At 63.9% G+C, this 25,679-nt stretch carries 22 protein-coding genes; 11 read left to right on the forward strand and 11 right to left on the reverse strand.

From position 1 onward, the window contains the following. Position 1: 1 nt before the first annotated feature. Together Q8Z05_RS16645 and Q8Z05_RS16650 are read right to left on the reverse strand one after the other, a co-directional pair. Positions 2 to 766, reverse strand: coding sequence for a hypothetical protein (locus tag Q8Z05_RS16645; protein ID WP_305940686.1), 765 nt, complete (start codon positions 764 to 766; stop codon positions 2 to 4). 25 nt (positions 767 to 791) lie between these two features. Continuing rightward, positions 792 to 1,526, reverse strand: a complete 735-nt coding sequence (locus Q8Z05_RS16650; protein ID WP_305940687.1) for a DUF5058 family protein — start codon at positions 1,524 to 1,526, stop codon at positions 792 to 794. Between the two features lie 489 nt (positions 1,527 to 2,015). Between Q8Z05_RS16650 and Q8Z05_RS16655 the strand changes: the two genes are divergently transcribed. The 3 genes from Q8Z05_RS16655 (at position 2,016) to Q8Z05_RS16665 (ending at position 3,589) form a co-directional block, all read left to right on the forward strand. Beyond that, positions 2,016 to 2,273 carry an oxidoreductase gene (locus Q8Z05_RS16655; RefSeq protein ID WP_305940688.1) on the forward strand — a complete coding sequence of 86 codons (258 nt, stop codon included), beginning with the start codon at positions 2,016 to 2,018 and terminating at the stop codon, positions 2,271 to 2,273. After that, on the forward strand, positions 2,274 to 2,891 hold the full coding sequence (locus tag Q8Z05_RS16660; RefSeq protein WP_305940689.1) for an FAD-dependent oxidoreductase: 618 nt from the start codon (positions 2,274 to 2,276) through the stop codon (positions 2,889 to 2,891). Positions 2,892 to 3,052: 161 nt separating this feature from the next. Next, positions 3,053 to 3,589, forward strand: a complete 537-nt coding sequence (locus tag Q8Z05_RS16665; RefSeq protein ID WP_305940690.1) for a VOC family protein — start codon at positions 3,053 to 3,055, stop codon at positions 3,587 to 3,589. 428 nt (positions 3,590 to 4,017) lie between these two features. Here the strand turns inward: Q8Z05_RS16665 and Q8Z05_RS16670 are convergent, their stop codons facing one another. Continuing rightward, positions 4,018 to 5,208 (reverse strand): Fic family protein, encoded by a 1,191-nt coding sequence (locus tag Q8Z05_RS16670; protein ID WP_305940691.1) that lies wholly within the window; start codon positions 5,206 to 5,208, stop codon positions 4,018 to 4,020. A 319-nt stretch (positions 5,209 to 5,527) separates the two neighbouring features. On the opposite strand from Q8Z05_RS16670, the gene Q8Z05_RS16675 reads away from it, so the two are divergent. Continuing rightward, entirely contained in the window at positions 5,528 to 5,878 is a 351-nt protein-coding gene (locus Q8Z05_RS16675) for a hypothetical protein (RefSeq protein WP_305940692.1), read from the forward strand. A 159-nt stretch (positions 5,879 to 6,037) separates the two neighbouring features. Here the strand turns inward: Q8Z05_RS16675 and Q8Z05_RS16680 are convergent, their stop codons facing one another. Continuing rightward, the gene (locus Q8Z05_RS16680) at positions 6,038 to 6,676 is read right to left on the reverse strand and encodes a TetR/AcrR family transcriptional regulator (RefSeq protein WP_305940693.1); all 639 of its coding nucleotides are present in this window, start codon (positions 6,674 to 6,676) and stop codon (positions 6,038 to 6,040) included. 297 nt (positions 6,677 to 6,973) lie between these two features. Here Q8Z05_RS16680 and Q8Z05_RS16685 point away from each other — a divergent pair, with 297 nt between their 5' ends. From Q8Z05_RS16685 to Q8Z05_RS16715, 7 genes are all read left to right on the forward strand, one after another. Beyond that, a complete protein-coding gene (locus tag Q8Z05_RS16685) occupies positions 6,974 to 8,368 on the forward strand; it encodes an ABC transporter substrate-binding protein (RefSeq protein WP_305940694.1) in 1,395 nt (464 codons plus the stop codon). A gap of 69 nt (positions 8,369 to 8,437) precedes the next feature. Continuing rightward, the gene (locus Q8Z05_RS16690; protein ID WP_305940695.1) at positions 8,438 to 9,379 is read left to right on the forward strand and encodes an ABC transporter permease; all 942 of its coding nucleotides are present in this window, start codon (positions 8,438 to 8,440) and stop codon (positions 9,377 to 9,379) included. Then, complete coding sequence (locus Q8Z05_RS16695; protein WP_305940696.1) at positions 9,376 to 11,205, forward strand: dipeptide/oligopeptide/nickel ABC transporter permease/ATP-binding protein; 1,830 nt, start codon at positions 9,376 to 9,378, stop codon at positions 11,203 to 11,205. Before Q8Z05_RS16690 ends, Q8Z05_RS16695 begins: the two co-directional genes overlap by 4 nt. Beyond that, positions 11,202 to 12,065 (forward strand): ATP-binding cassette domain-containing protein, encoded by an 864-nt coding sequence (locus tag Q8Z05_RS16700; RefSeq protein WP_305940697.1) that lies wholly within the window; start codon positions 11,202 to 11,204, stop codon positions 12,063 to 12,065. The genes Q8Z05_RS16695 and Q8Z05_RS16700 overlap by 4 nt, the downstream gene beginning before the upstream one ends. Before the next feature lie 52 nt (positions 12,066 to 12,117). Beyond that, on the forward strand, positions 12,118 to 14,607 hold the full coding sequence (locus Q8Z05_RS16705) for a beta-glucosidase (RefSeq protein WP_371745985.1): 2,490 nt from the start codon (positions 12,118 to 12,120) through the stop codon (positions 14,605 to 14,607). A 35-nt stretch (positions 14,608 to 14,642) separates the two neighbouring features. After that, positions 14,643 to 15,644 (forward strand): alpha/beta hydrolase, encoded by a 1,002-nt coding sequence (locus Q8Z05_RS16710; RefSeq protein ID WP_305940699.1) that lies wholly within the window; start codon positions 14,643 to 14,645, stop codon positions 15,642 to 15,644. 39 nt (positions 15,645 to 15,683) lie between these two features. Further along, positions 15,684 to 16,850 carry a serine hydrolase domain-containing protein gene (locus Q8Z05_RS16715; RefSeq protein WP_305940700.1) on the forward strand — a complete coding sequence of 389 codons (1,167 nt, stop codon included), beginning with the start codon at positions 15,684 to 15,686 and terminating at the stop codon, positions 16,848 to 16,850. 187 nt (positions 16,851 to 17,037) lie between these two features. Here the strand turns inward: Q8Z05_RS16715 and Q8Z05_RS16720 are convergent, their stop codons facing one another. Genes Q8Z05_RS16720 through Q8Z05_RS16750 form a run of 7 tightly spaced genes read right to left on the reverse strand, consistent with a single transcriptional unit; the run spans position 17,038 to position 25,638 of the window. Continuing rightward, positions 17,038 to 17,607 carry an adenylate kinase gene (locus tag Q8Z05_RS16720; protein WP_305943602.1) on the reverse strand — a complete coding sequence of 190 codons (570 nt, stop codon included), beginning with the start codon at positions 17,605 to 17,607 and terminating at the stop codon, positions 17,038 to 17,040. 23 nt (positions 17,608 to 17,630) lie between these two features. Further along, positions 17,631 to 18,386 carry a maleylpyruvate isomerase family mycothiol-dependent enzyme gene (locus tag Q8Z05_RS16725; RefSeq protein WP_305940701.1) on the reverse strand — a complete coding sequence of 252 codons (756 nt, stop codon included), beginning with the start codon at positions 18,384 to 18,386 and terminating at the stop codon, positions 17,631 to 17,633. Further along, entirely contained in the window at positions 18,386 to 19,222 is an 837-nt protein-coding gene (locus Q8Z05_RS16730) for a fumarylacetoacetate hydrolase family protein (protein ID WP_305940702.1), read from the reverse strand. The genes Q8Z05_RS16725 and Q8Z05_RS16730 overlap by 1 nt, the downstream gene beginning before the upstream one ends. Next, positions 19,222 to 20,355, reverse strand: coding sequence for a cupin domain-containing protein (locus Q8Z05_RS16735; RefSeq protein ID WP_305940703.1), 1,134 nt, complete (start codon positions 20,353 to 20,355; stop codon positions 19,222 to 19,224). The genes Q8Z05_RS16730 and Q8Z05_RS16735 overlap by 1 nt, the downstream gene beginning before the upstream one ends. A gap of 9 nt (positions 20,356 to 20,364) precedes the next feature. Further along, the gene (locus Q8Z05_RS16740) at positions 20,365 to 22,038 is read right to left on the reverse strand and encodes a (2,3-dihydroxybenzoyl)adenylate synthase (protein WP_305940704.1); all 1,674 of its coding nucleotides are present in this window, start codon (positions 22,036 to 22,038) and stop codon (positions 20,365 to 20,367) included. Beyond that, positions 22,035 to 24,071 (reverse strand): acetate--CoA ligase family protein, encoded by a 2,037-nt coding sequence (locus Q8Z05_RS16745; protein ID WP_305940705.1) that lies wholly within the window; start codon positions 24,069 to 24,071, stop codon positions 22,035 to 22,037. The genes Q8Z05_RS16740 and Q8Z05_RS16745 overlap by 4 nt, the downstream gene beginning before the upstream one ends. Beyond that, complete coding sequence (locus Q8Z05_RS16750; protein WP_305940706.1) at positions 24,064 to 25,638, reverse strand: FAD-dependent monooxygenase; 1,575 nt, start codon at positions 25,636 to 25,638, stop codon at positions 24,064 to 24,066. Before Q8Z05_RS16750 ends, Q8Z05_RS16745 begins: the two co-directional genes overlap by 8 nt. Positions 25,639 to 25,679 lie beyond the last annotated feature (41 nt).

Below are 25,679 nucleotides of genomic sequence, written 5' to 3' on the forward strand. Positions count from 1 at the left end.
TTCAGTGGGTCGGTTTGGAGATGTGGGCGGCCGGGCTGTCTCCATCGTGGGCTGGGTCGGCGGCCGGCGGCGGGGTTTTGGACCGCGCGAACCAGGAGATGGCGATGGTGGTGATGACGGCCAGTGCGGTGGCGTAGAAAGTCAGGGCCGGGACTAACGGCACCACCACGAAAACGATGAGGGCGGCGACCACAACGGCGACGATGGTGGTGCGGCGGCTCTTCATGGCCACCACGCTTTGCAGGACCACGGCACCGAAGACTGCAGGCAGAATATAGCCGCGGGCGGTAGCGATTAGCGGCGCGGGGAGCATCCCTACCAGCCAGGTTCCCAGGACGCCCACGAAGAGAATCAAGGTGGTGATGTGGATCAGCACCGCGCCGATGATGGCGCTCCCGGCAATGAGTTCGGCCCGGCGCGTGCCCGGCCTTTCCCCAAGGTTTGCCTGGGCCACGACGGCTGCGGGGAGGAGCTTGTTGGCGATGTTGCCGATCAGGAACGCCTGGTACATTGCCGACCGGCCCAGGATAGGGAAGTAGGAGATGGGCTCAATGATTGCGATGACGCCGAAGGTAGCGAGCACTGCGGCCACTGCGGTGACAAGCTCCAGGCCGGTGATGCCCATTCCCGAGCCGAAAGCGGCGTACAGGGCGGCGCCAAGGGAGACGACAAGCCCAAGCCCCAGCGTGATGGGGCCCCAGATGGAGGTGGTGCGGTCAAATGCGGCAAGTCCTGCGGATGTGTCAGATGAAGTCGTTGTGGACATCGGATTGGCTCCTTTCAGGAGGTTTTCAGGCTGCGGTCATGAAAAATGCGGCGGCAAGCGCCACGATAATGGCGAGCCCCAGCCCCCACTCGCGGAGCCAGGGGCGCCGCAGCCGGTGGGCCAGCAGGAGGCACGCTCCCATCGCCGCCGCTGACACGATCATGCTCACCAGGTGCGCGGGGGACTTGACCACCTCGGTGAAGGTCAGGGTGAAGAACGCGCCCAGCAGTGCGGCGGTGGGGACAACGGCCATGACTGCCGGATTGACTTTGCGGAGTTTCGCGTCCCCCTTGCTCAGGATGGGTGTGAGGATCAGTGCCGAGAGCATCCAGGCGAGCCCGCCGATGGTCATGGCAGCGAAGGCAAGGGCAAAAATCTTCTGGGTATAGGTGGGTCCGCCCAGTTGCGCTCCCTGCGTGCCTGCGGAAATTCCGGCGGCCGCGACGTCGAACGCCGCCGAACCGACCAGGCCGATCCGGGCCAGCACCGCGGGTGTACCGAAAAGCGGGAGCAGAGACACTGCAATCAGCGCCACGGCGAGCGACGGCCCGATGGCGGCAACAGCACCGGACCGAACTGAGCTGCGGACCTGGGCCGGCGTGAGGCTGACGGCCGGCGCCGCTTTCCGGATGGCCCTGAAGTAGATGACCGACTGGAGGATGATCACTGCGAAGACTCCCACTGCCGCAGCCCAAAGGACGGGATGGTGAATGAGGGGGGTGATGTCTGTGGAACTTGGATCGACAGCTGCAACAGCCACGTGCGCTCCCTTGCGAGATGTGAGGAACACCCCACTGATAGGGATGTCTGAAAAGTAGATTTATATGGCAGCGTGCGCCGCTACGTTTCATTTTTACAGTACTTCGTGTCGATAAGTACATACTTTTTTGATTTCTGACGTGTATCGGCCACGTCGCATGAACGTAAATTCTGACGTCCTCCGCACCAACATCAGAAGCGGTGTACAGCGCTTCCTCGAAGTTCCGACGTGCCGGTTAACCGAATTGGTGGTTCCGTAGTTGGGTTTGATGTGCCTGGGCAGGCGACGAAGACGGCTTCCCAGGCACATCAATCCGACTCAATCCGACCGCACACGTGTCGCCGGCCTTCGGAACGGCACCGCGCGCCATCGAGCTCGCGGAAATCCCCGGCCTGATCAACATGTACGCCCAGGGGCCCGCCGGGCCCAAGGAAGTGGGCTTCGACGCGGTGGAGCTCCACGGCGCGCACCGATGGGTACGGAGGCTCGTTGGAAAATCGGGCCCGATTCGCCCTCGAAGTGGTCCGGGCGGTACGCGAACAGGTCGGTCCCGACTTCCCGGTGCTTTACCGGCTGAGTGTCGAGGAGCCGTACGAGGGCGGGCTCTCCCTGGAGGACGGGCTGGCGTTCTGCCAGATGCTGGAGGAGTACGTCGATGCGCTGGACGTGTCGGCCGGCAACTACGACACAGCGGACATTCTCCTGTCCATGGTCCCCCCGGGCAACCTCCTGCACTATGCCAAATAAGTGAAAAAGCGGGTCTCCGTACCCGTCATCGGCGTGGGGCGTTTGGTCTGGCTGCTGGACGAGCTCAACGACGACGTCGCCGCCGGGGAACTGGACTTCGTCGCCATGGGACGAGCGGGCCTGGCCGATCCCACGATCGTCGAAAAGACTCGGCGTGGTGAAACGTCAAACATTCGCCGCTGCCTGGCCGTCAAAGAGTGCATCTCACGGTGGATGTTCAACGGTCAGCACACCCAGTGCGTCATTAACCCGGCACTGTCTCAGGAAAAGCGGGCCGCCGAGGCCCGCCGGCTGGCCGTCCTCACCAAGCGGGTCCTGATTGTTGGAGCCGGCCCGGCCGGATGCGAGGCCGCCATCCTGGCCGCCGAGCGCGGCCATGAAGTGACGCTGGCCGACCGCCGTGCCCCGGAAGCGAAGGAGTTGACTGTGCACGGGGACACTGAGACCGCGATGTTCGCCGCCCTGTGGCTGGCCGAGCAGGACCGGAAGGTTACGCTCAGTTCTCCCAGCGCCGACATCGGACTCGACACCAACGACATGCAGCGCAACCACCTGAGGGGGCTGCTCGCCGCCCGGAACGTCACCGTTCTCACCGACCAGCCTGACCCCGCCGGGTAGACAGTGGTGTGGGCACAGGACCGCGCGGCCAGCGATGCCCTTGCAGGTGCAGCCGACGACGATCGCGTGCACATCATCGGCACACGCCTTAGAGGCGGACGGACGTACGAGGCAACCCAGTCTGGTTTCTGGGCAGCAGCCCAGATTTAGGAGGAGTACCAATGACTATTCGCGCAATTGAGCACATCGGTATCACAGCGCCGGACCTTCAGCAGGCAACCCGCTTCTTCGCCGACGCTCTCGGCGCCGAAAAGGTCTATGAAATGCTCGACGAACCACTGGCAGGCCCCGCCGTCGAGCCCGGCCTGGGTATCCCCACAGGGGCAAGGATCGAGGCAATACGCATGCTTCGACTCGGCGAAGGACCCAATCTGGAGCTGTTCACGTACTCCGGGACAACCCAGCGCGACCCTGTAGTGCCGAGCGACTACGGCCTCCAGCACTTCTGCGTCTACGTAGACGACATCGAGGAGGCCGCCGCCCGGTTGGAAAAGGCCGGCGGGCAGCTGCTGAGCCAGCCCGGCGATCTTCCTGGAGGCGATGCAGGCGAGGGCAACCGGTATCTCTACGCCCGCACCCCGTGGGGCAGCACAGTGGAACTCGTAACCTACCCATCTGCTCAGGCCTACGAATCGAGAACATCCCTGCACCGGTGGCGTCCGGCCAGGGAATCCAACAATGTCCGTCAGGAAAAATGACACTGGGCGGCGGGTACGGGCGATGAACTAGCCCACGGTGCAAAGAGTCGGCAAGGCCACCGTTTGATGTCCCGGCCAATGCGTGGTGGCCGTTCCGGAAGGTGGCGAGCTGACCGCATTAGCGTTGCGGGACTTGAAGAGACTCCAAGCCATCCGGAACGGAAAAGAGAACCAGCAAGGCGGGCTACAATCGACCAGTCGTCGTCGGAAGAACCCTCGGGTCGACCGGAAATTCCGTGCCGGACCCTGTAACAATCCTCACTTACAGCCCGATTGGACCCGGCCACGCCTTGCATTCGGGCCAAGCTCCTGCTCAAATCGAACTGGCCCATAATGGAGATTCCGTCAACCAATAGCCACTCGAGTGGGTCAGCCTGTTCGCGTCCTTGAACGCGAGGCGCTCCGGCGTACAAGGTGCTGAGGTTTGGTCAGGAGCTGGCCTCCACCTGTGCCAATCGAGCGTTTAGCCTGTCCACCTCGTCGAGTACCTCCGTGGCCGCCCAGGCACGGTTCCTCTGCGTGGTGGTGATTTGGGTGATGACCCCGGCCTTGGTCAAACGTTCGAGGGCGCCGTAGACGGACCTCTCCTCGACGCCGGCGACGTACGCGGCGCTGTGCGCTTCGAAGACGGGCCGTTCCAGCAGCCAGGGGATTATCTTCTCGTCGGCGGAATTCTTTCTGGGGCGGGCAAGCTCCAGCCACATACCCGGCAGGGCGTCCAAGGCTTTAACGGACTCGGCTGCCGCTTCGGACGCGTGGACGGCAGACCGGGCCAGGTACAGGACGAACGGATCAGCTGCACCGTCTCGGTAGTTATTGACCAGGCTGAAGTACTTGTCCACGTCAGCAACCATGGCTGAGGCAATAGGCGTGACAGTGTTTTTGGTAAGTCTTCGGCGCCGCGAGATCGCGCCGATTAAGGCCCGGCCAATGCGGCCATTGCCATCGGTGAAAGGGTGGATGGATTCGAATTGGGCGTGGGCGATTGCTGCCTGGGCCATGATCGGAACGTCGGTCCGATTGCAAAAGGCCATCAGGTCGTCCATGAGATCTGACACCAGCTCTGGCGGAGGCGGGACGTGGATGGCACCCCGTGGCGAGTAGTCGCTGCCGCCGATCCAGTTCTGCACATGTCGGATCTTGCCCGCATAGGCCGCATCGCCCGGATCATCCCGCATCAGGGCATGATGGGCTGCGAGTATGGCTTCCATCCTGATCTCGCCGGTCGTTCCCGCGTCGGCAATCATCGTCTGCACAGCCTCGGCAGCGGCAACCATGGACTTGGCATTGTCACTTGCCTTGAGCCCGATCATGGCCTTGGCATAATCGTTCCGGTTGGCGTCGACCTGTTCGATTTTCGAGGAGGACACCGCCTCGCTACGCAGCAGAAAGCCACTGATGGCAGCCATCCTGGAACCGGCCGTTACATCGAGTGAAGCGACAGCGACAGCAGCCTCTTCCAGAGCAACGATCGTCTCGCGTCCTGGCTCGAACCAGCACTCGGCGATTTTGGGGGGCACAGACACCGTAACTTCGGTGAATTCACGGTCCTCCCGCGGCGGCCTGCCCTGGGATTTCCAGGGCATAACCATGCTGCCGTGTGCCGGCCAATCGCTCACGAAGTCCTCCCAAAACCCTGAACAAACAAATCCTTATTCAGATTTTAGCCGTCAAGTATGAATAACGCTCCGATTATTCATGGTGGAGTGCGCGGTTCAACGTCGACGACGACGACCAGGGTGATGATGACGACCGGCAGTGGGCCGCCACAGGAGCGGTGATCCCGGCGGAGAGGGGGTCGGTACTCCGACCCTCTCGTTCTCAGGACAAGACCGTGTGCCGCTGAGCATGATTTCTTGCCATGGGCAGTAGTTCGCCCGGTCGCCCACGTTGCTAGCATGGCCGTTCATCCACTCCGTCAGTCAGGGCGACGTCACCATGATGTACGTGTGGGGTATTCTGCTCTCGGGAATCGTCTACTCCGCCTACGGCGGCGCAGGACTGGGCGTGTTCTCCGAACAGTTCGAGACCCGTGTGCGGATGTCCGGTATGGCTATTGGCACGCAGTTCGGCTTCGCGCTGGGCGGGTTCGCCCCCACGATTGCCGCCGCCCTGGCCGGGCAGGGGCTCGCCAACTGGGTACCCGTGGCGATCTTCTGCTGCGTATGTGGTCTCGTCGCGACCGTCACGGTCCTGACCATGCGGGAGACATTTCGACTCGAGACCCATCAACTGGGCAATCCGAAGTCCCCGTCTGTAGCCCGCGAGCTGAGCACCGCGGGCCGCTAGCCCGTCAACGCCGGATCGGTCACAGACCACGCACCCGCTAAGTCGCGCACACGCAAACACGGGCCCCGGACCACGAGGTGCCGCCGAGTTAGTGAACTCGGCGGCACCTCCTCGCCTTGAGTCTGCTCGCCCTAGGCAACCGAGTAACGTCAGCAGGGCCTAGAATTCCTCTGTGGTGATGGCTCGCAGGAAGGCCTTCAATTCGCCCGCCATATCCACTGAGTCGTTGTCGAGAAGCCACTGCACTTGCAGGCCATCCATGAGGGCAACAAGCTGCCGCGCTGCTGCTGCCGGTACCACGCCCTTCCGCAGCTGACCACGCCGATCCAGGTCCGAAAACGCTGCAGTGCCAACTTCCCTGACCCAGTTGTAGCGTCGTTGAAAGTACTCATGAGCGGGGTGCGTCGGGTCCGTCGACTCGGCTGACAAAACGCAATGGAGTGCAACCAGTCCAGGTACCGTCGTGTTGTTCTGCACCAGCCGGACTATGCCGTTCAGCGTATCGACGCCGTTGTCGGTCACCATCCCGGCCACCGTCCAGGAGTCCTCATCGCGAAGGGTGAGAACGGCCTCCAGGAGTGCCTCTTTGCTGGGGAAATGGTGGAGGAGGCCGGTTTTGGTGAGGCCGATCTTGTCAGCAATGTCCTGGATGGACCCGGCCCTGTACCCGGAAGTTGAGAAAACCTCGAATGCGGCCGTCAGGATCTCCTGGCGCCGTCCCTCCGTCTTGGCGTAGCTTCCGCGGGGCCGCCCGCGGCGTGGCTCTTTTGCGACAGCACTTGTCGCTGTTTCTGTCATCTGGAAACTCTAACAACCTTGCTTGATCCCGGTGGAGTGCCAAGTGCGCCACGTCACAATCGCCGAGATGTCGGATCGGTGAATTAAAAACATACCACCTAGTCTGTTTTCGTGCTACGGTCTTTCCCACTGGCAGTCCATGGTGGACGCCACTGACCGTGAAAGGGACCAACGATGTTCCTACGTAAGCGATTGGCCGCTCTGGCAGCCGCCGTTTCCCTTGGCCTCGCCGGCTGCGCAGCCGGCGGAGAGGCCTCCGAAGAACAGACTTCACAAACTTTGACCCTGGGCACTCTGATGGCGCCAAAATCTTTCGCGGCTGCGGACTCTGACTTCGCCAACGTGTCGCCCTTCTATCAGGCGGTCTACGACACTCTTCTCCGCATGGAGCCGGACGGCACCCTCGTTCCGATGCTGGCGAGCGAGTGGACATACAACGAGGACAACACCGTCCTGACCCTGAAGCTACGCGACGATGTGAAGTTCACCGACGGCACCGCGTTCAATGCGGCCGCCGCCAAGCAGAACCTTGAGCGATTCAAGGCGGGAACATCAGCAGACGCGCAGTTCCTGGCCGCCCTGCAGACCGCGGAGGCAATCGACCCCACCACGCTGAAGCTGACCCTGTCCGCTCCGGACCCGGCGTTCCTGGGCTACCTGTCCAAGGATGCGTCCTTTATGCAGAGCCCCGCTTCCTTCGGCAATGCGGACATCGCCACCAACCCCGTCGGCTCCGGGCCGTACATCCTGGACACCGCCGCCACAGTGACCGGCACGTCCTACACCTACAAGACCAACCCGGATTACTGGGATAAGGACCTGATCCACTATGACAACCTCGTCCTGAACGTCTACCCCGAACAGACCTCATTGCTGAGCGCTGTCAAGTCCGGGACGCTCAATGGCTCCCTCATTGACATTGCAATGGTCCAGGAAGCTGAAGCTGCTGGCTACAAGAACAATGCATTCGAAGGCAACTGGGTCGGCCTGATGCTCTTTGACCGTGCGGGTACAACCAACCCAGCCCTTAAGGACATCCGCGTCCGGCAGGCCTTGAACTATGCCTTCGACACGAAGTCCCTGTTGGATGCCGTGAACCAAGGCCGCGGCACACCCACCACCCAAGTATTCCCGCCGTCCTCGGACGCTTACGACGAGTCCCTGGACTCCCGCTACGCCTATGACCCTGCCAAGGCGAAAGCGCTCCTGGCAGAAGCCGGCTACGCAAACGGGTTTAGCCTGCAGATGCCGTCGACACCGCTCGTCAACAGCTCGATTTTCGCGTTGATCACCCAGCAACTCAAGGACGTCGGAGTCACCGTCGAGACCATCGACGCCGGCAACAACTTCATTGCCGACCTGTTGGCAGCAAAATATGCCGCAAGTTACATGATTCTGGAGCAACAGTCGGACTGGCAGCTGATCAACATGAAAATTGCTCCGAACTCGGCTTGGAACCCCTACAAATACGCCGATCCCAAGGTCGACGAACTGCTGAAGAAAGTCAACCTGGGTTCCGAGGACGAGCAGAAGTCCGCGGCCAAGGAGCTGAACAAGTACATCGTGGAACAGGCCTGGTTTGCTCCGTGGTACCGCCCGCAGAACAGCTTTGTGACTGACGCCAAGACCAAGGTGGAACTTCAGACGGGCAACGTCTACCCCTACATCTGGTCCTTCACCCCCGCCGCCTAGCGGACAGCTGCCGGACCGGACTTCCAACCCGGTCCGGCAGCCTCAGGAACCCTTCCAAAGGATTTTCGAATGTACCGATTCGTGCTGCGGCGCCTGTTGTCCGGTGTCCTGTTGCTGTTCGTCATTACCACGGTCGCCTACCTCCTGCTCTATGCAGGCGGCGGAGATATCGCGCGCCGCCTCGTGGGACCCACCGCCAGCGATGCCCAGGTTGCGCTGAAGGCCAGCCAGCTGGGCCTGGACCGCCCGCTCCCTGTCCAATATTGGGACTGGCTGACCGGCGCCCTGACCGGTGACCTTGGCCGGTCCTGGTTCAACGGCCAGCTCGTTAGCACCGGCGTCGGCAGCCGGCTCTCCGTCACCATCTCCCTGGTCCTTGGTGCCGTGCTCATTGCAGCTGTGATTTCCGTGGTCATCGGTGTGTGGGCAGCTGTCCGCCGCGGCTGGATCGACCGCGTTGTCCAGTTCGTCGGGGTGCTGGGCTTCGCCATCCCCGGCTTCCTGATCGCCCTGGGACTGGTGTCCCTGTTCGCCCTGAACCTCAAGTGGTTCAAGGCCACCGGCTATGTGCCCATTACGACGTCGTTTGGCGGCTGGGCGGCCACTGTCACCTTGCCGATCATCGCCCTGTCGATCGGCTGCATCGCTGCCGTCGTGCAGCAGGTGCGCGGCTCGCTGATTGATGCACTCCGCCAGGACTACGTCCGGACGCTGCGCGCCCGCGGCCTGTCCTTCAACCGCGTGGTCTACAAGCATGTCCTGCGCAACGCAGGCGGCCCGGCGCTGGCCGTGCTCGCCGTGCAGTTCATCGGACTCCTCGGCGGCGCCGTCATCGTTGAACAGATCTTCGCATTGCCCGGCCTCGGGCAGATCACCGTGGCCGCCACCGGCCAGGGTGACATCCCGGTTGTGATGGGAGTCGTCGTCGCGACGGCCGCCATCGTGGTGGCCGTCAACCTCATCATCGACCTCGCCCAGGGCTGGCTCAATCCGAAAGTTCGGCTGTCATGATCGAAACTCCCCTCGCACTGCCCGTCACGGCAGCCAAGGTTTCACTTTTCCGGAAGCTCCTGACCCACCCTACGGGCGCGGCCTCACTGCTGATCTTGTTCCTGGTGGCACTGGCCTCGATTCTCGCGCCGCTGCTGGCCACCCACGATCCCAACACCGCAATCCTTAAGGATGTGCTGGCCAAGGCCGGCTCCGAACACCTCCTCGGCGCCGACAGCGCGGGCCGCGACGTCTTCAGCCGCCTGCTGTTTGCCGGCCAGTTCAGCCTCGCCGGCGCATTGGTGGCCCTCGCCGTCGCGCTGGTCCTCGGCGTCACCGCCGGCCTGATCGCCGGGTATTACGGCGGCTGGTTCGACTCGGTTTCGTCCTGGCTCACGGGCCTGATGATGGCCCTTCCCGGCATGGTGGTGCTGCTGGCGGCCCGCGCCGTGGTGGGCCCGTCAATGTGGCTGTCCATGATGATCTTCGGCATCTTGCTCTCGCCCGCCTTCTTCCGGCTGGTCTACGCCTCCGTCACCGCAGTCCGCAATGAGCTCTATGTGGATGCGGCGCGCGTTTCCGGCCTGAGCGACTTCAGGATCATCGGCCGCCACATCCTGGCCGTGGTCCGGGCACCCGTCATCATCCAGTCCGCCATGGTCCTGGGCATCGCCATTGCCATCCAGGCCGGCCTTGAGTTCCTGGGCCTGGGGGACCGGAACATCCCCACCTGGGGCAGCATGCTCAACGACGGCTTCATCAACATCTTCAAGTCACCCACACTGGTGCTTTGGCCCGCCCTGATCATCGGCCTGGTCTGCATCGCACTGACTCTCTTGGCGAACGCCATGCGCGATGAACTGGAACGCAGCAGCGGCCCGGTCAAGAAGAGCCGCAAGGCAGCAGCCGCTGCCGCAATCGCCGACGCCGAGGGTGCGGCTGAGAAGCGCGGTGCAGCCGCCGTCCTCCATCCTGAAGAATCCGCCGGTGCAGAAAACAGCAACGCCGGCGAGCCGCTGCTGGAGGTCACCGACCTCGGCGTCGGCTACGACCAGGCCGACGGTTCCACGACGCACGTGGTTAACCACGTAAACCTGACAGTACGCCGCGGCGAAGTGCATGGACTGGTGGGCGAATCCGGCTCCGGCAAGACGCAGACCGCGTTTTCCATCCTCCGGCTCCTGCCGCAGGGCGGCCGCATCGCCGGCGGGTCCATCTTCTTCGAGGGAAAGGACCTGGCACAGCTCTCGGAAAAGGAAATGACCAAGGTCCGCGGGAAGCGCATCGCGTATATCCCGCAGGAGCCCATGTCGAACTTGGACTCCGCCTTCACCATCGGCAGCCAGCTGACCGAACCCATGCGGGTCTGCTTGGGCATCTCCAAAGCCGAAGCGCGCAAACGAGCCCTGGCGCTGCTGGCTAAGGTGGGCATTCCCGACCCGCAACGGACGTTCAACGCCTATCCGCACCAGATCTCCGGCGGCATGGCACAGCGCGTCCTGATCGCGGGGGCCGTCTCGTGCGAGCCGGACCTGCTGATCGCCGACGAACCCACCACAGCCCTGGATGTCACCGTGCAGGCCGAAGTCCTGAACCTGCTCCGCGAGCTCCAGGACGAACTGAACATGGGCGTCATCCTGGTGACCCACAACTTCGGCGTGGTGGCCGACCTCTGCGACCGCGTCTCGGTGATGCAGTCCGGCCGCGTGGTGGAAACCGGTCCCGTCCGGGCCATCTTCAATGACGCCCGGCACCCGTACACGCGCCAGCTGCTGGACGCGATTCTCGAGGACACGGCTCCCCGCGGGCAGTACACGCTCAAGGAACTGAAAGGAGTGGCGTCATGACCGAGACACTGCTCGACATCAAGAACGTTGTGGTCGAATACCCCTCCAAGGGATTCCGCCGCGAACCGTTCAAGGCGCTCAAGGGCGTCTCCCTGGATATCCGGCCCGGTGAGACCGTGGGCCTGGTGGGGGAATCCGGGTCCGGCAAGACCACCCTGGGGCGCGCCGTGCTGGGACTGGCACCGGTCACCGGCGGCAGCATCACATACCGCGGCCAGGAAATCTCCAAGGCCAGCCGCGCCCAGCGCAAAGAGCTCAGCCACGAGATTCAGGTGGTGTTCCAAGACCCCTACACCTCGCTGAACCCCTCCATGACCATCGAACAGATCCTCACCGAACCTCTCACGGTCCGCAAGGTGGAACGCCGGGCCGCCAACAAGCGCGTGGCAGACCTCCTGGACCAGGTCCGGCTGCCTCAAGGCGCCGCGCACCGGCTGCCGCGGGAATTCTCCGGCGGCCAGCGCCAGCGCGTCGCCATCGCCCGCGCCCTGGCCCTTGACCCGAAGCTGATCGTCTGCGACGAGCCTGTGTCCGCACTGGACCTCTCCACCCAGGCGCGCGTCATGGAACTGTTCATCGAGATCCAGGAACGCACCGGCGTGGCCTACCTCTTTGTCTCCCACGACCTTGCGGTGGTGCGGCACCTCAGCCACCGCGTGGCCGTGATGTACCACGGCGAGATTGTCGAATGGGGCGACGGCGACCAGGTCACCGGTGCCCCGGAACACCCCTACACGCAGCGGCTGTTCATGGCCGCGCCGATCCCGGATCCCGAGCGGCAGGCCCAACACCGCGCCGACAGGCTCCGGCTCCTGGAACTCCAGCGCGAACAAGACATTCAGGCCGGCGTCGCCTCATAGCGTCCGCATGAGCATCGACACGTCCTCAGCACCGACAGCCAAGAAGGCCACCATGGAAACCCTCACTATCGATACTCGTGCCACTGATGAGCGCACTACCGACCTGCGGCTCACGGCCCTCGTGGCGGAACTTAGCCTTGAGGAAAAGGTGCGGTTACTGACCGGCCGTGACTTTTGGACCACGTGGCCGCTGGCGAAGATCGGCCTGCGCCGCATGCTGTTCTCAGACGGCCCCACAGGCGTCCGCGGCGAGGCATGGGATGAGCGCGAACCGTCCATGAACTTTCCATCGGCCGCAGCGATCAGCTCTTCCTGGGACCCTGCGATCGCGGACCGGCTTGGTGCCGCGTCCGCTGTCGAGGCCCGTCGCAAGGGCGTGGACGTTGTGCTGGGACCGACCATCAACCTGCACCGCTCACCGCTGGGCGGCCGGCACTTCGAGGCGTTCAGCGAGGACCCCGTCCTAACGGCGGAGCTCGCCGCGGCCTACGTGGCCGGTGTGCAGCGCAATGGCGTGGCGGCTACCCCCAAGCACTACATCGCCAACGATTCCGAAACGGACCGCTTCACCGTGGACGTGAAGGTCGGCGACCGGCCCCTGCGCGAGCTCTACCTTCTCGCCTACGAAAAAGCCATTGTCGAATCAAAGGCGTGGCTGGTGATGAGCGCCTACAACTCCATCAATGGCACAACCGCCACTGAGAATGACCTGCTGGAAACCCCGCTGAACAGCGAATGGGGCTTTGACGGCGTGGTTATCAGCGACTGGACGGCCGTCCGCAGCGTCAACAGTGCCAACGCATCCCAGGACCTGGTCATGCCTGGCCCTGACGGGCCCTGGGGCGCTGCCCTCGTAGTGGCCGTCAAGTGCGGCAGGGTTCCCGAGGCCGCCATCGACCGAAAAGTGTTCCGAATCCTGCAGCTCGCCGCCCGTGTGGGCGCACTGGATGGCTTCGACGCCGTGCAATGTGACCCGGCGGACCGGGAAGACCCCATCGCGTTTGCCCGTGAAGCGTCCGCCGCCGGGACCGTGATGGTGAAGAACGACGGCGTGCTGCCGCTGGCGCAGGCTGCGCTCTGCAAAGTGGCGGTGATCGGACACAACGCCCGCTTTGCCCGAACCCAGGGCGGCGGCTCCGCCACTGTTGTGCCAGAGAAGATCGTCAGCCCCCTTGACGGGATCCGTGCCGCTTTCGGTCCGAACAATGTCAGCTACAGTGTGGGCGCCGTGGTGCAGGAAGGCATCACGGAGATGCCCCTGGAGCAGATCACTAACCCGGTCACCGGTGCTCCCGGAGTCCGGGTCCGGTTCCTCGATGTCAATGGCGGAGAACTCTTTGCTGAGGACCGACGCTCCACCGCCTTGGTCTGGTTCGGCGGTGACGCGCCCATCGCGGCGTCCTCCACGGTCCAGTTCCATACCCTCTTCACTCCGGAAGAAACCGGACCGGTCCGGCTGGGATTCTCGACCGTGGGCCATGGACGGATCTTCGTGGACGGCGTACTGGCCCGCGAAGCAACCATCGAGGCCACAGGAACTGACCTGGGTGCGGCGTTTCTAGCCCCGCCATCCGCCTCCGTCGAAATCCGGGCGACGGCTGGGGTGCAGTTGCAAGTCCGGATCGAACTCGACCTAGCGGGCCGTTCCGGTGCCCTGGCCAACGCGCTGGCCATTACCATCGGCGTGGAAGCGGACAACAGCCACCCCGACGCACTGATTGACGAGGCTGTGGAGGCGGCCCGCGCAGCCGACGTCGCCGTTGTTGTCGTAGGTACGAACTCCAGCGTCGAATCAGAAGGCTATGACCGGACCTCCCTGGAAATGCCGGGCCTGCAGGACCGCCTGGTACACGCCGTGGCCGCCGCCAATCCGCGCACCGTAGTCATCGTGAACTCGGGCGCGCCGGTCCTGCTGCCTTGGCGCGACGAGGTCGCCGCAATCCTGATTGGCTACTTCGGAGGCCAGGAATTCGGTCACGCCCTCACCGATATCCTGACCGGTGCCACCGAACCGGGTGGCCGCCTCCCCACAACCTGGCCCGCCAGTCTGCAGGACGTGCCCGTCATCAACGTCACCCCGGAGGCAGACGGCACGCTGGCCTACGACGAAGGCATCCATATCGGCTACCGCGCGTGGCTCAAAGCCGGCACTAAACCCGCCTATGAATTTGGCTTCGGACTCGGCTACACCGACTGGACCCTCGACGGCGTCAGCTTCCCCGGCTCGGCTGTTCCCGGCGCCGTCGTCCCCCTCACGGTCACACTGACCAACTCGGGGGCGCGGTCGGGTAAGAATGTCGTCCAGGTTTACACCGAAAAGCCCGGGTCCGCCGTCGACCGCCCCGTCCGCTGGCTCGTCGCCTCCACCCCCGTATGGGCCGAACCAGGCGAAACCATCACCGCTGAGCTGCAGCTCGCCACCCGGCTCCTGGCCTACTGGGACAACGGCTGGACCTACGAACCCGGCGAATACGCCCTTCGCATCGGCACGTCCGTCACATCACTGCCGCTCGCAACCACTCTGGAACTGATACGAAACTGAGCTTTCTCAACAACTGAAAAGGAACAAATCACAACATGGACGAGAGCAGCACGGAGAATCCGAACACCTTGGACGCCAGGCGGTTGATACGCGAGATGGAGCTGAACGGACCCCCTCCTGATCTTCGTAGCGACACGGACAACGAGTCGTTACTGACCATTTACCCGGCGCTGGCTGCTGTGTCGACGCTCGATATCGCGGTCCCCGCCTCTGAGGGCCGCGTTCCGGGTCGGCTCTACCGTGCAGCCGGCAAAGCCACAGCCGGCTTCGTCTGGGTCCACGGCGGCGCGTTCATTGCCGGAGACCTGAACATGCCGGAGGCCCACTGGGTGAGCCTGCATCTGGCGTCCCAAGGTATCTCGGTGCTTTCGCTGGACTACCGCAAAGCACTTCACGGGGTGAAGTACCCCGAACCGTCAAACGACGTCCTGGCCGGGTGGCTTTGGGCACTTGAAAATGTCAGCGAGTTCGGGCTGGAAACCACGGAAGACTTACATCTCGGCGGGGCGAGCGCGGGGGCCGCGCTAACTGCCGCGCTGACCGGACGACTCAGGGACGGTGCCGGCAAAATGCCGGCGTCGTTGTTGCTCGCCTACCCTCTTGTCCACGCCAAGCTTCCCCCGATCAGTGAGGAACTCACGGCGAAGATCGAGGGTGTTCCGGCGGACTTGGTTTTCACGCCGGACTTCATCCGCGAAGTGAATCTAAACTTCGCCGGTAGCGAGGACAATTTTGGAGATCCTCACGCGTTTGCCGGAGTCGGCAACCTGGATGGATTTCCCCCCGTCCACATCATCAATTCCGAGGCCGACACGTTGCGTGCGTCGGGAGAACTCTTCGCGGCTCAACTGGAGGCGGCAGGAATTCCCGTCCGGATGGAAACCGAACCCGGAAGTACCCACGGACACCTGGACCACCCTCACTCCGCACCTGGCAGGAATTCTGTCGAACGGATGGTCCGGTGGCTTCGCGAGGAACACTCACGCGCATCCTGTCGGCCGACGGTTGGCGCCGGGGAGCATTCTGCCTGTTCATGACCCAGACATCCTTCGAAATTTAGAGAAAGGTATCAAGCGATGACCGCCGTCACGGCACCAACCCGCAATCAGTCCACAGGCACCGTAGCACCCGGATTCGAAGCGGTACGCGATGAATTCGATGCATACCTGTCCGAAGACCCGAACTACAGCGCCCAACTCGCCGTCTACTGGAAGGACCGACTTGTGGTCGATCTGGTTGGAGGAGACGGACTTACAGCCGACACAATCACAGGAACGTTCTCCGCAACAAAAGGCGTCGCAGCCATCACCCTGGGGACGTTGATTGGATCGGGTGAACTGGATCTGGATCAAACCGTGGCTCACTACTGGCCGGAATTCAGTGCCCACGGCAAGGGCATGATCCTCGTCCGCGAGCTGCTGTCGCACCAGGCCGGGCTCGTCAACGTGGACGGCGGGCTGGAGAACGATGACGTCCTTCATTCAAACCGCGCCGCGCCAAAGCTTGCCGGACAGCGGCCGTTCTGGCGCCCGGGAGCGGCTTTCGGTTACCACGGTCTGACCATCGGCACCTTCATGGAGGAGCTGGTACGGCGAATCACGGGCCAATCCTTGCAGGAACTCTATGAGGCCACCGTCCGCGCACCTCGCGCCATCGATTTCTGGATCGGCCTGCCAGCGTCTCAAGAGGACCGGTTCGAAGCGCTCCGTCCGGCGTGTCCAACGGCCGAACAGCTGGCCATGATGAGCCAAAGCCCCATGTCGCCCGACGGCCTGGGCGCCTTGATGTTCAACGGTGTCAACAACATAGTTCCGCCGAACCTCGGGCCTTACTCACCCAATCTGCGCGAGGTACGAGCCGCCGGACCCGCCGCTTTGGGTGGCATTGGATCGGCAAGGGGACTCGCGCAGGTTTATGCTGCCGCCATTGGCCTGACAGGGGAGGCGCTTCTTGACCCCGGTACTCTTGCAGCGATGGGGCAGCAGCAGGTGTGGGGCGTTGACCGGGTCCTGAATTTCCCGACGGCGTTTGGGGTCGTTTTCATGAAGCCTCACCCGGGCAGTGATTTCGGCAGCTTCCAAGCGGTGGGACACGACGGCGCTGGCGGGGCTCTGGGATATGCAGACCCCCTCTACGATGTCAGCTTCGGCTACATACCTTTGCAGATGCAACTCCCTGGCGGCGCCGATGCCAGGGCGCTTCACCTGTCGCAAACCGTGCGTACCGCGATACGCCAAAGCTAGAGGGCACGTGCCTGCTGAAGCGGCGCGTGGCCTTGACGAACCCTGAACAGCATTAAACGGCGACTGCCACCCGCAAAAGCGGGTGGCCGTCGCCGTCAGGGGTCTTCGACATGACTGGATATCTTTGGCTTCGTCCTCTCCGTTCAGGCGAGGCGGAGTGGAAGGATTACAGCTTGAACCGCGTGGGCTAAACCGCCTGTGCTGCCTTGATGGCCTGCATGACGCGGTCGGTGACTTCGTCTATGCCGCCGATGCCGTCAACCTGGGTCAGGATGCCGCGCTCGGCGTACTTCGCCACCACGGCCTCGGTCTGCTCGTGGTACAGGTCCAGACGGTGGCGGATGACCGCTTCATTGTCGTCGCTCCGGCCGGTTTCCTTGGCACGGCCCAGCAGGCGCGTGACCAGTTCCTCGTCATCGGCGGTCAGCTGCAGGACCACGTCCAGCTTCTGGTCACCGTTGGCCAGGATCTCGTCGAGGTAGTCCACCTGCGCGGTGGTGCGCGGGTAGCCGTCCAGCAGGAAGCCGCTCTCGACGTCGTCCTCGCTGAAGCGGTCGCGCACCATCTTGTTGGTGACGCTGTTCGGTACGAAATCGCCGGCATCCATGTACTTCTTGGCCTCGACGCCCAGCGGCGTCTCACCCTTGACGTTGGCGCGGAAGATATCGCCGGTGGAGATCGCAACGACGCCAAGTCCCTCGGAGATCCGCTCCGCCTGCGTTCCCTTGCCTGAACCCGGAGGTCCGATAATCAGCATTCTCGTCATCGCAAAAGCCCTTCCTAGATCCACTTTGGCGCGGCTGGGACGGTACTGCCGACGCCCGACCCGGCAATGTGCACGCCGGCGGTGCCGCGTCCGGTGGCCCATTGTGTGATGGCAGCGAGCGGGCCGGAGATGACTGTTGGTGTTTCGGCGTCGGTGTCGCCGAAGGTCATGGCGTCCGGCTGGTCGGTGGCCTTGACGAGCAGTCCGGTGTCGGTGCCGCGGGTGTGCCAGGCGCCGGTGATGTCTTTGAGGAGCCGGGCAAGGACCGGGGCCGGGATGTCGTTGAAGGTGGCGCCGTTGTCCAGGTCCACTGCGTGGACCCAGACTTCGCGGGTCCGCATCCACACGGTTTCCTCGGCCGGTACCAGGCGGCCCTGGATGGTTTTGACCTTGTGGTGCCAGGCCTCTGCCGGGAGGTCCCGCCATTCGACGTTCAGGTGCACCGCGGAGTGGTCGAACAGGTGCCGCAGCGCGATCGGGGACAGCGTCGCGCCGAAGTCGATTTCGTGGTCCCGCACCGACGTGGAGGCATACATGGGCGTCTCCACGCCGGTGGCTGCCCACTCGACCAGGCGCGCGATGGCCCGCGCGTTGTAGCCGATGTGGGCCGTCACGTGCCGCCGGGTCCAGCCCGGCAACAGCGAATCTCCGTCCAGGTCCGCGTCGGAGAGCTCGTTGAGTTTGCGGGCGAAGAATGCTGTGCCCCGGCGCGCCTGGAGCAGGCCCTCGAGCAGGACCGGGTCGGTGGTCTGGTCGTGGCGGGCGACCATCAGGCTTCCTTGACCACGCGGTTGCTCAGCTGGCCCAGGCCCTCGATGGTGGTGACCAGGATCTGGCCTTCCTGCAGGTAGCGCTTGGGATCCTGCGCGTGGCCCACACCGCCGGGGGTGCCGGTCGCGATCACATCTCCCGGGTTCAGCGTGATGATCGTGGAGATGTAGGAGACCAGGAATTCCGGGGTGAACACGAGGTCACCGGTCGGAGTGCTCTGCTGGACTTCGCCGTCCACGGCCGAGGTCATCAGCGGACCGGCGGTGAACTCATCCTGCGTCACCAGGGCGGGGCCGAACGGGGTGGAGTTCTCCCAGGTCTTGCCCTGCAGCCACTGGATGGTGCGGAACTGGTAGTCGCGCATGGACACATCGTTCAGCACCGAGTACCCGGCAATGTGATCCTTGGCGTCGGCTTCGCTGATCCGGCGGCCCTTCTTGCCGATGACCACGGCGAGTTCGGCTTCCCAGTCCACGGTGTCCGATTCCTGCGGCAGGGCCAGGTCATCGTTCGGGCCGATCAGGGATTCCTGGTACTTGGCGAACAGGGTGGGGTACTCGGGGATTTCCCGGCCCATTTCCTTGATGTGGTTGCGGTAGTTGTGGCCCACGCAGATGATCTTCCCCGGGAACGGGACCACCGGGGCGAGGTCCGCGCCCTCGAGCGGGTGCGTCGCGCCGGTCGCGGCCTTGGCGGTGGCCTCCCAGGCGTCAGTGCGGAGGAGTTCCCCGACATCGGCGAACCCTTCGATCTCGGTCAGGGTATCGCCGTCCTGGCGGACAGCCTTGGTGACTGTTGTTCCCTCATTCGAGAGGCGGAGTGTCAGGAGTCTCATTACTTGTTGCGTCCTTCGATGTAGGTGCGGTTGAAGTTCAGGCGTTCAAAGATGGGGGCGTCGCTGAACCGGAACAGGTCAAACAAAGTTTGTGAATCAGTCCCGGCCTGCAGGGACCAGGCGGCCCAGGACGGGACAACGAAGAGGTCGCCCTTTTCCAGGTTCCGGGTTTCGCCGTTCAGGACCACGGAGCCGGTTCCTTCGAAGACCTGCCAGACACTGGAGCCGACTTCGCGGACGGTCTCGGTGGACGCGCCGGCGCGGAAGCGGTGGAATTCGGCCCGGATGGTGGGCATCACGTCCCCGCCGGTGGTGGGGTTGGTGTACCGGACGGCGGCGTGGCCCTGGGACACGGTGGCCGGGTGGCCCTCGTCCTCGAGCAGGAGCTGCTCGGCCAGGGCACGGTCGGTGTATTCCCAGCGGTAGGCCGCGATGGGGGAGCTGGTGGTGTCATCCAGGCCCGAGAGCGGACGCAGCCCGGGGTGGGCCCAGAGCCGCTCGGAGCGGGAGATGTCCGGGGTGGCCTCGTCGGTGACCCGCTCGGTGCCGAACTCGAAGAACCCGGCGTCGGCGTAGTGCACGAACGGGATGTCCAGGCCGTCGATCCAGGCCATCGGCTCATCGGTGTCGTTGTGGTGGCCGTGGAAGTTCCAGCCCGGGGTCAGCAGGAAATCCCCGCGGGACATCCGCACCGGGTCCCCGTTCACCACGGTCCAGACGCCCTCGCCCTCAACCACGAAGCGGAACGCGTTCTGGGAGTGGCGGTGCTCCGGGGCGGTTTCCCGGCCCCCCAGGTATTGGATCGCAGCCCACAGCGTCGGCGTCGCATACGGGGTACCGGCCAGGCCGGGGTTGGCCAGGGCAATGGCGCGGCGTTCCCCGCCGCGGCCCACGGGCACCAGGTCGCCGGCGCGGGCCGCCAGCGGGTACAGGTCGCTCCACCGCCACACATGCGGGACCGCCTTCGGAGACGGGACCATCGGCATCAAATCCGCGATCTCAGTCCACAACGGGATCAGGTTCTCGCGGTCAAAATCCCGGTACAGCTCCTTGAGCTGCGCAGCCTCCTCTGCAGTCGGCTCCGGCAGGGTGTGGCTGGTAGCAACTGACTCATGGGTGATGTTCTCGGTCATGGCAATCCTCTACTTTGAGTGGGCGCTGGCGGTAGCCAGCCGTTCTGCGATGTCGGCCCGGAGGTCCTTCTTATTGATCTTTCCGACCTTTGTCGTGGGCAGCTCCTCAACCACGACGAGGTGCTCAGGGATCTTGAATGCAGCCACACCGGTCCGGCGCAGCAGCTCTTGGATTTGTTCCAGAGTTACTTCGCGTCCTGGTTTGACTGTGATGTACAGGCAGAGGCGTTCACCGAGCATCTGGTCCGGCATGGCGACCGCGGCCGCCATGGTCACGTCGTCAATCCGGTAGACCAGGCTTTCGATTTCCTCGGCCGAGATCTTCTCGCCGCCCCGGTTGATCATGTCCTTGTCGCGGCCCTGAACGATCAGGTTTCCGTCGGGGCGCCGCTCCACGATGTCGCCGCTGGCGTACCAGCCGTCGGGAGTGAAGGCCCGGGTGTTGGCTTCGGGCGCCCGGTAATATCCGCGGGGGGTGTACGGACCGCGGGTGAGGATGGCGCCGGCGACTCCGTCTGGCAGGTCTTCGCCGGCCTCGTCGACGATGCGCACCTCGTCGGCTTCGGACACTGGGCGACCCTGTGTAGTACAGATGACGTCTTCGGGGTCATCCAGCCGTGTGGTGTTGATGAGCCCTTCTGCCATCCCGAAGACCTGCTGCAGGGTGGCACCCAGGACGGGCTTCACTTTCCGGGCAATCTCGTCAGGCAGACGTGATCCTCCGACCTGAAGCACCTCGAGGCTGGCCAGCTGCATGGTGCCGGCTTCCTGCTGGTATTCAATCCATCTCTGGGCGACAGCTGGGACAGCAGTGGAGAGTGTCACTCCTTCACGTTCGATAGCGGCGAAAGCCTTGCGTGGTTCGGGGCTTGGCAGCATGATCACGCGGCCGCCGGCGAACAGAATCCCGAGGATGCCCGGGCAGGCCAGCGGGAAGTTGTGGCTCGCCGGCAGGGTGCCCAAGTACACGGTGTCCTCGGACACTCCGGTGGGAACCGAGGTGGCCTTGATGTTATAGGCGTAGTCGTTGTGGGTTCTGGTGATCAGTTTGGGTAGGCCGGTGGTGCCCCCTGAGAGAAGAAACAGCGCCGGTGAGTCGGGTGAAGGCGCGGCGGCGTCCAGCCTTGCGCGGGCGTCCGCGACGTCCTTTGCAGGGGCCAGGATTTCCTCGAGACGTACGTTTAGGGGCTTTGCTGCCCCCGAAACGAGGATGATCTCCAAGGACGGGATGCTTGCCGCAAGTTCTTCGGCCATGGCCTGGTGGTCAAAGTCCTTGATGACGTCCGGAACTGCAATGGCGCGCGATTCGGAGAGTTCGGTGAGGAAGGAGAGCTCGTACTGGCGGTGTGCAGGCAGAGCCATGACCGGGATGATGCCGGCCCGGAAGCAGGCCAAGGTCAGTACCGTGAACTGCCAGCCGTTAGGCAGCTGGACCATGATGCGGTCGTCCGCTTTGAGGCCCAGTTGCAGAAGGCGTTCCGCGGCAGCATCCATCCTGTTGGCCAGTTCGGCGTAGCTGAGCCGGACGTCCCCGTCCACAATCGCGATTTTGTCCGGCAACCGGTCTGCTGTTTCCAGCACGTAGGCGCCCAGCGTGCGGTCTTCCCAGTAGCCCTTGCTGCGGAATTCGGCTGCCAGGTCCTTCGGCCACGGAATGGTGCCTTCGCTCGTGTGGCTGGTCATTTAATGTCCTCCTCGACATTGATAACTACTGCATCCAGGGCCAGAAGCCCGTTATGGGTGAGGCGCAGGGGGTTGATTTCGATCTCTGCGATTTCGTCATTGGAAACGAGAGCATCGCCGAGCCTGACCAGCAGGCCTGCGAGCTCCGCTGTCTCCAGCATCGGCCCGGAACGGAAGCCGTACAAGAGTTCGCGCGCCTGCAGATCTCCGGGCATGCCCTCGGCCGCCCGCACCGAAAGGGGAGCGGACCGGATGGAAATATCCGCAAAGACCTCGGCTGCGGTGCCGCCCAGGCCCAGGACGACGATCGGTCCGAACACAGGATCACGGCGCACGCCGACCACCAGGTCGACTCCGGATGGAGCCATTGCTTCGATCAGGAATTCGCGGGCACCGGCGGCTTCCAGACCATCAAGGGCACGGTCCATGGCCTCGGGGGAGTCCACCCCCAGGTGCACACCGCCGATTTCGGTCTTGTGCAGGACCGCGGCATCAAGCAGCTTGACCGCCACCGGGCCTCCCAGCTCGGTGAAAGCGTCATGGGCTGCGGCGCGGGTGCTGCAGCGGCGACGGGCAGGCGTGGCGATGCCGAGTGCGCCGAGGAGTTCCTTGGCACGGTTTTCGTCCCAGGGCCCTTCCAGTCCGGGCCAGGTGAATGCTCCGGCGGGTGACTCGGCGCGCTGGAATTGTCCGCGTGCGTCGTTGACTAAGGCTGTAATGCCGTGGGCCAGCGATGTCGGTCCGCTGATCAATGGCAGGTCGTGCTGGGCTGCTGACTTGCGGGCACGTTCCAGATCACCGTCAGGGCCGTCGACGCCGATCAGGAACGGCATCGTGTCGGCTACTCCGGAACTGGCGACAGCGAGAGGAAGATCGGCCACGGGTTCGGTCAGTCCGTACACCGCTACGAGATCGATGGCAGGGTCGGCTGCCACGGCGGCCACGACCTTCTCGTAGCCGGGTCCGGGGCGGCCGGTGTCCACGGGGTTGGCCTGGAAGGTCAGCGGCGGCAGCAGCGTGCCGATGGTGTCCTGGCTGGTCTGTGCCAGACGCGGCAGGGTGACCCCGGCGCTGTGGAGGGCATCAGCGATCAACAGGCCGGGGCCGGCCTGCCCGGTGATGAGCCCGACTCCGGGATCTGCCGCCGGCTTGAGCCGGCGCCCGGCCAGGGCGGTGACGGCGGCCACCAGCTGGTTCTCGTCGTCGACAATCACGGCGCCGGCCTGCTTCAGGGCCGCACGCGTGGTTCGCCATGATGTGGCCAGGGCACCGGTGTGGGACTGGGCAAACTCAGAGACGTCATTTCGCCCGACGACCAAAGCGACCACCGGTTTCACGGAACTGAGGCGCGAAACGGCGTCGATGAGCGCCGGTCCGTCGGCGACGGTTTCCAGATGGAGGGCCACCGCCTTGGTTTGTTCATCGGAGATCAGATAGTCAAGGACATCGGGGGCGCTGATGTCGGTGCCCGCGCCGATGCCGACGGCCAGGCTGACGCCCGCTCCGGCTCGCTGGAGGTGGAAAGCAAGCACGTGGTTGACTCCACCGCTTGCCGCCACAACGGCCACCGAACCCGGTTCAAGTTCTGCGACGCCTGGTACGAAGCTGGCGCGCAGGTTGCGGCGGGGGACGAAGAAGCCTGACGTGTTCGGGCCGAGCAGCCGTATGCCGGTTTCCCTGACAGCTGCCTCCACCTGCCGGGCGAATTCGACGCCGGGCCCGCCTGCTTCGGCGAAACCGCCGGCGCAGACTAGTGCCGCTTTGGCCCCGTTTGCTGCGCTGTCCCGGAGTGCCTGGGCAGTGGCGGCGGCAGGCACGCAAAGTACGGCCAGATCCGGACCGCCAGGAATCGCTGACGCGGCTTCGGCGATGCTGGTGTGCATGCCGTTTTCACCGCGGCTGTTGACGAGTTCAACAGGAGCCGGGTAGTTGGACAGCGAGTGTGCCATAACAGCACCGAGCTTTTCCGGGCTGGATGAGGCACCAACGACGATGATGCCGCGGGGTGCGAACAGCGGAGTCAGGCTATGCATTGGTTGCCTCCGTACCTTCGGTTGCCATGGCGTCTGCGCGGCCGGAGAGCACCAGCGTCAAAGCCGAAGAGGGGCCCTGGTCATCGACGATGACACTTGTCAGACCGCGACCAAGCCGGGCTTCCTCCGAAAGGAGGACGCGCGTGAACGGATTGCCGCCCTGGATGACGATGACGGCAGCCTGTGCAGGCAAGTGTTCAAAGGCGGCTGCCATGCCCGCTTCAGTCTCCGGCGCGATGAGCAGCAGTCCGGTATAGGCATCGGCGTCGGTGGGGTCGGTGGTCAGGGGAATGCTGCCACCGGGGCCGCTCAGAGCCAACTGGCCCTCGTGTTCCGCCACGACGAGCTGGCGGCCGGTGAACTCCACGGAGCCTGCGGCGAGTGGTGTCTCCAGCGGCGTGTTGCCGTGCCTGGCCAGCCAGTCCTGCTCCGCAGAGGCAACCAGCTCGGGATCGCGCTGTCGGATTTTGTCGATGTCGATGCTGCGGGAGAAGAAGTGGAAGGTGAACTGCGTGGGCTCGAAGGAATTGTAGTAACGGGCGAAGTGTTCCCACCAGCTCAGGCCACCGCGTGCCTGGTTCTGGATCTTGGCGACCTGTGGCTGGCGTTCGGCCTCGTAGTTTGTGAAGGCGAGTTCAAGGTCGTCCTGGTGTGCAGCGACTTCACGGACCAGGGCGATGGCGTCTTCCATCGCCATCTTGGTGCCGGAGCCGACGGAGAAGTGGGCGGTGTGGACGGCGTCGCCGAGCAGGACTACGTTGCCCTTGTGCCAGGAACGGGTCCGACGGGTGCGGAAATTCGCCCATCGGGAGTTGTTGGCCACGAGAGGCTCACCGGCGATGTCTTCGGCGAACAGTTTCTCCAGGAAGCGCTGGGTCTTCAGGTCTGAGGGTCCCGGGGGCTGGCTGGCATCGAATTCGTCGAGGCCGGCCTTACGCCAGGTTTCCTCGTCGGTTTCGACAATGAAGGTGCTGAGGTCGTCACTGATCGGGTAGCCGTGGACGGCGAAGTTGCCGAATTCGCTTTGGCGGTGGACGAAGGTGAGTCCGCTGAACTTGTAGGTGGTCCCGAACCAGATGAACTTGGCTGTTGCGGTCTCAGCGGTGTGGCCAAGGCTCTCGCCCAGCTGTTCGCGGGTGGAAGAGTTTGCACCGTCTGCGCCGACGATTAGGTCGAAGTCGTCGAGCTGGGACAGGTCGGGCACATACTGGCCAAAGCGCATGTCGACGCCTACCTCTGCCGCCCGGTCCTGCATGAGCTTCAGGAGTGTCTTGCGGTAAATGGCGGCCATTCCATTGCCGGTGAAGGACTTTTGTTCGCCTTTGAGCCAGACCTCGATGTCCTCCCAGTGTGTGCCGAAGTCCCGGAGTCCGTTGCGGACAACGGGGTCGGCGTCATTGATCCGATTCAGCGTAGCGTCGGAGAAAACTACGCCGAAACCGAACGCGTCAGTCGCTTGGTTCCGCTCAAAGAGCACGACTTCAGCGTCCGGAACGGTTTGCTTGAACAGGGTTGAGAAGAACAGTCCGCCGGGACCGCCGCCAATGCAGGCTACGCGAAGTGCCATCGATGCCACCTTCTAAAGTTTGGAAAGTCAGTGAGAAAGGT

Source organism: Arthrobacter oryzae, from assembly GCF_030718995.1.
Classification (GTDB): Bacteria; Actinomycetota; Actinomycetes; order Actinomycetales; family Micrococcaceae; genus Arthrobacter; species Arthrobacter oryzae_C.

Bases quoted from the DNA above. Each gene is read 5' to 3' on its own strand.
- Q8Z05_RS16740 (WP_305940704.1), bottom strand. From the start codon at position 22,038: ATGACCAGCCACACGAGCGAAGGCACCATTCCGTGGCCGAAGGACCTG.
- Q8Z05_RS16715 (WP_305940700.1), top strand. From the start codon at position 15,684: ATGACCGCCGTCACGGCACCAACCCGCAATCAGTCCACAGGCACCGTA.
- Q8Z05_RS16690 (WP_305940695.1), top strand. From the start codon at position 8,438: ATGTACCGATTCGTGCTGCGGCGCCTGTTGTCCGGTGTCCTGTTGCTG.
- Q8Z05_RS16730 (WP_305940702.1), bottom strand. From the start codon at position 19,222: ATGAGACTCCTGACACTCCGCCTCTCGAATGAGGGAACAACAGTCACC.
- Q8Z05_RS16700 (WP_305940697.1), top strand. From the start codon at position 11,202: ATGACCGAGACACTGCTCGACATCAAGAACGTTGTGGTCGAATACCCC.
- Q8Z05_RS16695 (WP_305940696.1), top strand. From the start codon at position 9,376: ATGATCGAAACTCCCCTCGCACTGCCCGTCACGGCAGCCAAGGTTTCA.
- Q8Z05_RS16735 (WP_305940703.1), bottom strand. From the start codon at position 20,355: ATGACCGAGAACATCACCCATGAGTCAGTTGCTACCAGCCACACCCTG.
- Q8Z05_RS16645 (WP_305940686.1), bottom strand. From the start codon at position 766: ATGTCCACAACGACTTCATCTGACACATCCGCAGGACTTGCCGCATTT.
- Q8Z05_RS16675 (WP_305940692.1), top strand. From the start codon at position 5,528: ATGATGTACGTGTGGGGTATTCTGCTCTCGGGAATCGTCTACTCCGCC.
- Q8Z05_RS16680 (WP_305940693.1), bottom strand. From the start codon at position 6,676: ATGACAGAAACAGCGACAAGTGCTGTCGCAAAAGAGCCACGCCGCGGG.
- Q8Z05_RS16705 (WP_371745985.1), top strand. From the start codon at position 12,118: ATGGAAACCCTCACTATCGATACTCGTGCCACTGATGAGCGCACTACC.
- Q8Z05_RS16725 (WP_305940701.1), bottom strand. From the start codon at position 18,386: ATGGTCGCCCGCCACGACCAGACCACCGACCCGGTCCTGCTCGAGGGC.
- Q8Z05_RS16720 (WP_305943602.1), bottom strand. From the start codon at position 17,607: ATGCTGATTATCGGACCTCCGGGTTCAGGCAAGGGAACGCAGGCGGAG.
- Q8Z05_RS16750 (WP_305940706.1), bottom strand. From the start codon at position 25,638: ATGGCACTTCGCGTAGCCTGCATTGGCGGCGGTCCCGGCGGACTGTTC.
- Q8Z05_RS16745 (WP_305940705.1), bottom strand. From the start codon at position 24,071: ATGCATAGCCTGACTCCGCTGTTCGCACCCCGCGGCATCATCGTCGTT.
- Q8Z05_RS16665 (WP_305940690.1), top strand. From the start codon at position 3,053: ATGACTATTCGCGCAATTGAGCACATCGGTATCACAGCGCCGGACCTT.
- Q8Z05_RS16685 (WP_305940694.1), top strand. From the start codon at position 6,974: ATGGCGCCAAAATCTTTCGCGGCTGCGGACTCTGACTTCGCCAACGTG.
- Q8Z05_RS16710 (WP_305940699.1), top strand. From the start codon at position 14,643: ATGGACGAGAGCAGCACGGAGAATCCGAACACCTTGGACGCCAGGCGG.